General features: G+C 61.7%; 5 protein-coding genes and 1 tRNA gene. 2 read left to right on the plus strand and 4 right to left on the minus strand.

What is annotated here, in order from left to right:
• Positions 1–55: 55 nt before the first annotated feature.
• Positions 56–727 carry a Crp/Fnr family transcriptional regulator gene (locus AB0H81_RS22020; protein WP_358377435.1) on the minus strand — a complete coding sequence of 224 codons (672 nt, stop codon included), beginning with the start codon at positions 725–727 and terminating at the stop codon, positions 56–58.
• Between the two features lie 1,259 nt (positions 728–1,986).
• Between AB0H81_RS22020 and AB0H81_RS22025 the strand changes: the two genes are divergently transcribed.
• Positions 1,987–3,507, plus strand: coding sequence for a hypothetical protein (locus AB0H81_RS22025; protein ID WP_358377420.1), 1,521 nt, complete (start codon positions 1,987–1,989; stop codon positions 3,505–3,507).
• Positions 3,508–3,540: 33 nt separating this feature from the next.
• On the opposite strand, the gene AB0H81_RS22030 is transcribed toward AB0H81_RS22025, so the two are convergent.
• Both AB0H81_RS22030 and AB0H81_RS22035 read right to left on the minus strand, forming a co-directional pair.
• Entirely contained in the window at positions 3,541–5,061 is a 1,521-nt protein-coding gene (locus AB0H81_RS22030) for an AAA family ATPase (protein WP_358377423.1), read from the minus strand.
• A gap of 756 nt (positions 5,062–5,817) precedes the next feature.
• Positions 5,818–5,889 (minus strand) — tRNA-Arg (locus AB0H81_RS22035).
• A gap of 116 nt (positions 5,890–6,005) precedes the next feature.
• On the opposite strand from AB0H81_RS22035, the gene AB0H81_RS22040 reads away from it, so the two are divergent.
• Positions 6,006–6,392, plus strand: a complete 387-nt coding sequence (locus AB0H81_RS22040) for a response regulator (protein WP_358377426.1) — start codon at positions 6,006–6,008, stop codon at positions 6,390–6,392.
• On the opposite strand, the gene AB0H81_RS22045 is transcribed toward AB0H81_RS22040, so the two are convergent.
• Positions 6,389–7,687, minus strand: a 1,299-nt coding sequence (locus tag AB0H81_RS22045; RefSeq protein WP_358377429.1) for a response regulator transcription factor, incomplete at its 5' end; no start/stop codon positions are given. The genes AB0H81_RS22040 and AB0H81_RS22045 overlap by 4 nt on opposite strands.

The following is a 7,687-nucleotide window of genomic DNA, read 5'->3' on the forward strand; positions in this document are numbered from 1 at the left end:
CATCTCCAATGAGCGGGTGGCCTCTACCGTGAGGCACCATCCGGCGGGAGAAGCCTTAGAAATATGGCTTAGCGAGGAACGGGAGGTCGGCAAGCGCAGTCAGTCCTGTCAGGTCCTTCACTACCACGTCGCGGTGCCCTCGCCGGATGACCCCCTCCGCGGCCAGTTCGCGCAGCGCCTTCTGCGTCGTGATCTCCTTGGCGCCCACCAGCATGCCCAGTTCGGCTCTCGTGAGCGGGACACCTATGCTCACTCCGTCATCCGTGGCGCAGCCGTGCCGCGAGATCAGCGCGATCAGCACGCGTGCCAGGCAGACCTTCGTCTCATACCCGGCGAAGTCGAGGCGCCGTTGATTGGCCCAACGCAGCCGCTCGGCCACGACCTGCGTCAGCGCCAGCGCCGCGGCCGGGCGCCGGGCCACGAAGGAGCGGAACACCGGGCCCTTGACCTGTTGACAGACAGCCCGCCCGCAGGTGGTCACGGTCGCTGACCGCGGCGACCCATCCATAGCGGCCATATCACCCACGATGTCACCCGACACCCGAATCGCCAGGGTCGCCTCCACACCGTTCTCAACGCCCCCGGTCACCTTGACCAGCGCGTCCAATAGGATCCAAACCGATGTGCCGCGATCGCCCTGACTGATCAGCGCGTGCCCGGGTGGGAACGAACGCAAGGTCCCGAGCCCCAGGAGCTCCGAGCGCAGCTCGTCCGTCAAACGGTGCATGAAGGTGCCGGTCGGCCATCGGTTGGGTGCCAAAGTTTCCTCCAGCGGGCGATGTCTCACACATATGCCAGCCAGGTTGCCTCGGCAAGGGAGTCAGACGTTCGCCTCGTCGGTGGGACCTTCGCGCCGGTAGTCCACAATCTGTGAGCGTCAACGAGAACAGGCGAGACCCCCTGAAACTGGAGGCCCGCCCCTTGTCCGGTGTTCACCCTGGTCAGCGACCAGGACCGCCGTTCAAGATCGTGCGCCCCTGTAAGATTCGAACCTATGCACCAGGCTCCAGAGGGGGTTGCGCCCTGCCATAGCCCACCTCTATGACCTGGGACTACGCCTCACTCTCCCGGAAACCCCTTCTCTGGTCCACAAAGGGTCCACGATCAAGGCTGTACATACGTAGCAGCTTCTCGCCGCCGGCTCAGAGCTTCCTCGCCCATGGCATCACGACCAACAACACGTGCCTGCAGCGCGGTCTCAGCGACTCATCCCTATAGAGTCCAGCTCGACGCCTATGGGTTCGAAGCTGTGAGCACCGGATTAGAAGACCATGTGATGCACCAGCCAAACGAAGCCTCTGAACTGCAGGAATGACTCAAACCCCAACCGCACAGAACCTGATCGGGCGCCCATTGGGCAAAGTTCCCAGCCAGGCGAAAGCTACTGACAGCTCCTTACCTGGCTCTTCAACTCACTGGACTCCGATGTAACCAGGCCACACGAACTGGTGTCCGAGGAGCTCTGACGGCCTTGTCATTAAATCCGTGGACGTGCCTCGTCACCCTGCGAGAAGATCTAGGTGACCGTCAGCCGCTTACAAAAGGTGCAGGATGGGGCGGGCAAGTCGTCGCAAGAGACAGCAGAACAACGGCAGCAAGGTGGACATGCGCAGCCAGCATAGGAGAGCTGCGCTAGCAAATAGGCGTGGGCGCTATGTTCCACCGACAATTGAAGCCTTCGAGGCCGCAGCCGCCAGAGGCGTGGATGCCATCATGAAGATTCTGATAGCTCGCGCCACCCTGCGCATGGAAAGGCTTGCACGACCGAATAATGTGGGACATGAACTTATTCGTTCTACCCTAGCCCCTCTCCCCGTAGTCGATCTATGGCTACGAAAGCTTGGGGCAGATAAGAGTCGCCCTCCTATCTCATACGGCGACACTTGGCCCGATCACCTTGCGTGGGGTATCAGTAGCATCATCTCAATCGCGCGCCTAATTTATGCTGGGCAATATGTAGGGGCCGCCCTACTGACGAGAACACAATTGGAGCGCTGGACCGGAAACCTAGCTTTCAATGCCAGCCTCGATCAATACCCCGGCGAATCCACTGCCGCCTTCATCGGACGTGTTTGGGCGGCAGAGGCTCACCTCAAGGTCTCGGGAAAGGAACGCCGGGGATCGACGATCGAGGACTCCCCTACTTCTGGCAGCGGGATCCGCGCCGCTACCCGCCTCGATTTGGGGACGCAAGAGAACGATCCACGATACTTGATAACCACGACAGCACTTCCCAAAGAAGGCTCCCATACCAGGCACCATTCTGAGCAGGAGGGCGAAACAAGACGTTCAATTGATGCACACGCTATTTATGTGGCCCTGAGCGAGCTGCTACACGCGCGTGGCGATATGACAAAAGTAGCGCATTGGGAGTCTTGCGACCTTCTAGATCCATACGAGTGCCCCGGATCAGAACTCGCCACGTTGAAGCAATATCTTGCCGACGCACTCGCCTTAATCATTAGTCACCTTAAGGCCAGCGTCGCTTCACTCCTTGCCGAACAAGGTCAGCATGAATTTGCAGCAAACGTGCTATCACTTCCGACGCGTTTCCCCGCTGGACATCACGCAACTGCAGAGCCTACGCTCTGGCCCCTCCTACCGAGTACTGGACTTCAAGAAGACCTGGTAGATGAACTTATCGCGACGTCAAAGGCATACGAAGCCGTGGGGCAGGGGAAACGCCCCATAGGACGGCTCTTTGGCAACGATGAGCTTCTCGACGTAATGTTTGTCTCACACCGCGCGCAATCAGCACAGCTAGCTCTTGATGCTTTCGAGGAAGAGCGCCGGCGTCTTGGTTCTGCATTCACCTTCGATCCCATCCATGATCGATCGGTGTGCATGACGACGGTCACAGAGGCGTGCAGTCTTATATCAGTGTGGTCCAAGGGAACACCGCTGGGGGATGCTGCCTCAGTAGCTGCTACAGCGCTGCGTAGTGCCTTTTGGCTTTGGCTGGAAGATGATGACAGAGCTATGGCGCTGCTGCGCATTGCACTTGAGCAGACCGCACGAATACGTGCTTGGCGCACAAAGCCAGACGCTAGCCGGCGCTTGGAAGAATCGCCCAAGACGACTCCCAGAGATTGGCTAGAAGCCGCTAGTTTGCGCAGGCTTAGTGCCTTGAACCGAGCAGTTGGCGAATTTGCTCATGTTCGGATTGGATCGCGATGGCTTGGTGCGAGGGACCTGATCATCGACTTGCAACCTCGCCCGGACGGAGAGGAAGCGGTAGTACAAACAGGTAGAGGCATGGCGTTAGCTGGAGTCACGCAACTTCTTGCCCGCGAGGTCGTTTTGGTGGCAGAGACACATTCCACCGCCATTGCGGAGGCTTTTAGGGTCGCATTGGGACACGACAGCGATTCCGAACGTGAAATAGACGAGTGGCTTGAGTATATCTGGAGCCGTCGCAATTCCTCACTCGGCGAATCTACTTTTGAGGGGCCCGCTGTAGAGCGTGCTCGGGGCCGCAAGAGCCAAACTTCCCAGCTCCTCGAGTGAGCACGGCCCGAGTTCTACTCGGGCCATCGAGTGTCAGCTAGATCGGCGCGCTGCGCTTTTTTTCCAGGAAGGGTTCTCTAGAACCTGCCTAATGCCCCTCGCGATGTATTCCACTTCCTCGGGGAATCGTTGAGCCCATATCGCCAGAAAGGCATCCTGTACAACTTGGGCCGCAGTGTAGTCGAGCTCGTCGCCTACCTGCTGAAAGAAAAGATGTCTGTCTCGGATGGTTGCATTGATCTTTCGGATTACCTGCTTAACCCTATCCTGCATACTGGTCGGGAGCTGAAGACTTAGGGCGAGGCGCGAGGCTTCTGCGTCGAGAACGTCTAGGATCCTGCTAATAACGTGGACTTCTGGAGCGGTATCACCAGGAAAGGCAAAGATTCCCTTGCCCGCATCCGCACGATCGTGCTGATCCCCATCGAGAATACATATGGAAGGAAAACCGACAGACGGATTCTTGGAATGCTGAACGTGTACAGATATGGCAGGCTCCCAGCCGCCCATGCCGTGAACTTCGATTCCATCCGCCGATAGATCATTAGCGTATCGCATAACGACACGCGTCATGCTTTCAGCAAAAGAGTCCTCGACGAAGATAGCGGCACGCGCATCGACTTGGCCTACGAGCGTCCTGAGAGCCTTAACGTCAAGCTTCCCTTGCAGGAGTCGTCCGTTTACTGCAGCCCAGATTGCTTGCGATGGCAGCGGAGCAAGCGCATCGTTCGAGTGCGTCGTGAAAATGACTTGAGCCGATTTGCGGCGCGCAATAGTCACTAGGTATTCGACGAGCTTGCGCGTTGCTATAGGATGAAGGCCGTTTTCAATCTCCTCGATGAGTAGTAGCGAGTTTTCGGGCGCCTGCTCCATCTCGGAGACGATCCGTATTACACTGGCCTCGCCAGCTCCAAAATGGAACTCTGAGTACTTGAGGCCGCTACTGTCTTCGGCGGCGAAGAGACTAACGCGTCCTTCTCTGTCCATCTGCAGTCGTCGGCAATCAGTGAATTCCTTGCCTAGAATCCGAGCTACCTCCCTCAATATCTCCTGCTGTAGATCTATCTCGAATGGCGCTTCGAATTTGCCGGACGCGAACTTGCTAAGGGCCTTGCGCTCACTCGCAGGAACTGTTCGGTCAACACCGAAAATGACGACACGTCGCTCTTCGGCGTTCCTATTCCACTTAGACTCAGTATAGCTGGCAGTGCGACGCACTGGCAGTCGCGGATTGAGATCCTTGTCGGTCACTTCGTATTCGACGCGCCAGTTCTTCATTGACGTATCGTACTTGCCGCTTTTTAGGAAGAAGCGCCGCGGTTCGACCTCTCTATAGATCAGTCCGGCTGCGCCTAGAATTGACGTCTTTCCGCCCCCATTGGGGCCAACCAATGCCGTCACGGGGAAGTCAAAAGATATCTCCTGGTTTTCGAAGCCCCGCAATCGCTCTATAGCGATTCGATGAAGATACTTGCCGTAGCTCCGCCTGGAAACCTTTTCGCGGAGTGCGGTAATGTCGCTGTCTCGAATTTCTGAGAGAAACTCAACTGTCATTGATTTCCTGCGGTAGAGTGGGGGCGTATTGGTATGGCACCGCTGCAAGAGCGAGGCGTGAGACTCGCTATGCTACCCCTTGATCGCTGTAGCGAAGGGGAAACGTTCTAGTTACAGTCCTGCACTGAGTAGACCACTCGAACTGGAGCGGCAGGAGGCCGTCGGTGAGCACGGAGAAGTGAGGCCCTTCGTTGCCTCGCGGCTCACGATGGCCCTTCGATGATGAGTTCCACATAATCGCCGCGTAGCACCTTTCGGTGCTTTCGTGCCCCAGGGATGATCTCAAAGACGGGTACCCCCTCGGGCATGCCGCCGAACTCGCGCAGTTCTGCGGGAGTGGCAAGATCGCGCCGCTCATCCGGGGTAGGCATGCGGTGACCACTCGGGCCCCGGGAGGGACGCGGTACGGCTCTCGGGTTGGCTCAGCGGCCACCATTGATCCCCGCTTGCGTACCGTGGTGATCATTCCCTCGGTCCTCAGGTAGGCAGGGCCTCGCGAACGGTGTCTCGGCCTACCTCGTACACCAGCACCTGGTTGATCCGGCTGATCTGCTCAGCTGCTCCGATCTCAATCGCATCTGAGGAAGCACGGGTGGCATGGGGCCGCCTCGCCGTTCGACGCTTGGATGGAAGCTTTGTCGTGGCCCACAACCAGCGAGCGTCAACGAGAACGGGCGGGGCTCCGTGAGATCGGAGACCCGCCCGTTCCTGTGTCGTTCGCCCTGGTCAGCGGCCGGAACCGCCGGTCAGATCTTGTGCCCCCTGTAGGATTCGAACCTACGCACCCGGCTCCGGAGGCCGGTGCTCTATCCCCTGAGCTAAGGGGGCCGAACGTGTGACAAGGCTATCAGTACTCGGGGACCACTCCGCACCACGATAAACCTCCGATCACACATCGCCGGAAAACCGCACGTGACCGCGCCACTACGGGTAGCTTTGCCGCCGTGGGTGAGGTTCTTGGGAGAGTGCTGGTCGTCGACGATGACGAGGTCATCCGTCAGCTCATCGCGGTCAATCTGAGCCTGGAGGGGTTCGAGGTGTCGACCGCCACCGATGGGCAGGACTGTCTGGAGCGGGTGCTCGACGTCATGCCCGACGTGATCACGCTGGACGTGATGATGCCGCATCTCGACGGGTGGGTGACGGCGGAGCGGTTGCGGGCGGATGAGGCGACGAGTCACATCAAGGTGGTGCTCATCACCGCGCGGGCGCAGGACGACGACAAGCGGCGCGGCATGAACATCGGGGTGGACGCCTACCTCACGAAGCCGTTCGATCCCGCCGAGCTGATCCAGGTGGTGCGCGACCTGGCCGCTCTGGCCAGGAGCTAGGTCAGCAGGCCGTGGGCGCGGGCCGTGGCGGCGGCCTGGGTGCGGGTCGAGACGTCGAGCTTGCCCAGGATGTTGGAGACGTGGACGCTCACCGTCTTCTGGGCGATGAACAGCCGTTCGGCGATCTCCCTGTTCGTGAGGCCCTCGGCGACGAGGTGGAGCACTTCCAGCTCGCGTGCCGTCAGCCCGCCGTTGGTTGACTCCGGGGCCGCCGGGCGGGGCCCGGTGACGGCGGTGAAGCGGGCCCGCTTGCCGAAGTCGGCCAGGGCTCGTTCGAGGGGGGCGGCGCGGAGCGTGGTGGCGGCCTCGCGGGCCAGCGCCCACTCGGTCTGCGCGGCCTCCCGGTCTCCGGCGGCGAGCAGCGCCTCGGCCAGGCGCCAGCGGGCGCGGGCCGTCTCGTAGACGAAGCCGTAGTCGAACGCCTCCACCACCCGCCGCCACAGCTCCGGGTCGAGCCGGCCGTGGACGCGGTGCCACTCGGCCTCGACGCGCAGCGCCCACGCGCGCCCCTCCAGGCCCATGGGGCCGCGCTGGCCGATCGGGCCGGAGGTGACCGCGAAACGGGCCTGCTCGACCATCTCGTCGGCGTCCTCCACGACGCCGAGGTCGCCGAGCGCCCACAGGCCGACGGCGGCGATGCGCAGGCAGCCGGGGTCGCCGGGCTGCAGCACGCCGAGCGTGGCGCGTACGTGGGTGAGCGCGAGCTCGGGGTCGCCCTGCCAGAGCGCGTGCTCGGCGGCGAGCCCGCGCGACATGTACGCGACCAGCCCGTCGGACCAGAACGGCCGCAGCCACCCGAGCCTGCTCTCCACGGCGGGCAGCCCGCGCGCCACCTCCAGGAACAGGGCGAACGACGACAGGGTCGCCTCCGGCGCGGTGCCGACCCGCGCGCCGAAGGAGGCGGCCACGGCCTCGGCCTGGTCCCACTCCCCCGCGACGTAGTGGATGAGGAAACGCAGGAAGCGCAGGTCGGTGCCGTAGGTGCTCCACGTGAGGCCCGTCTCGGACGCCAGCCGGATGCCCTCGTCGGCGGCCGTGGCCGCGTAGGCGAGGTAGCCCGTCTCGTAGTGGATGCGGGCGTGGTGGAAGCGGGCGCGCAGGTCCATGGCGAGGTCGCCGGTGCCCTCGGCGGACGCCACGGTGACGAGGTCGTGGGCCTGGTCGGTGTCGCCCTGCAACTCGGCGTGCAGGGCGAGGATCAGCAGCGCGCCCACCTCGGCGTCGCGCGCGCCCGCGGCGCGGGCGACGTCAAGGGCGCGCTTCGCGAGCTCCTGGCCCTCGGCGTGGCGGGGGCC

This window comes from Nonomuraea sp. NPDC050691 (assembly GCF_040654455.1).
Classification (GTDB): domain Bacteria; phylum Actinomycetota; class Actinomycetes; order Streptosporangiales; family Streptosporangiaceae; genus Nonomuraea.

Bases quoted from the DNA above. Each gene is read 5' to 3' on its own strand.
- AB0H81_RS22020 (WP_358377435.1), bottom strand. From the start codon at position 727: ATGCACCGTTTGACGGACGAGCTGCGCTCGGAGCTCCTGGGGCTCGGG.
- AB0H81_RS22030 (WP_358377423.1), bottom strand. From the start codon at position 5,061: ATGACAGTTGAGTTTCTCTCAGAAATTCGAGACAGCGACATTACCGCA.